Source organism: Flavobacterium sp. YO64 (assembly GCF_004119505.1).
Lineage (GTDB): Bacteria > Bacteroidota > Bacteroidia > Flavobacteriales > Flavobacteriaceae > Flavobacterium > Flavobacterium oncorhynchi.
In genome coordinates, this window is record NZ_NRQV01000079.1 from 1 (window position 1) to 259 (window position 259).

The window sequence follows — 259 nt, forward strand, 5'->3', positions numbered from 1 at the left end:
CCGCATAATACATTCTTGTTGTTAATGCTGTTGCTGCTGTACTACATTTCCTCCTGTTGAGGCATCATACCAAACTATATTTCCTGTTTCTGGACTTACATTAATACTTGCAATTGTTGGTGCATTTATTAAACAGAAGTCTTGATCTTTATCTGTTATGTTTGGAGTGCCCGGATCTGTAACACTTACAACTACAGCTTGTCGTACTTTGCTTTCGCAAGTTGTTGTGGCATCTTTTAAGGCCGCATAGTACGTTCTT

1 protein-coding gene is annotated in these 259 nt (G+C 38.6%); it reads right to left on the reverse strand.

The window, feature by feature from the left end:
• Positions 1 to 21: 21 nt before the first annotated feature.
• The coding region (locus BOW57_RS20735; protein ID WP_164973758.1) for a hypothetical protein at positions 22 to 259 on the reverse strand (238 nt) is incomplete at its 5' end.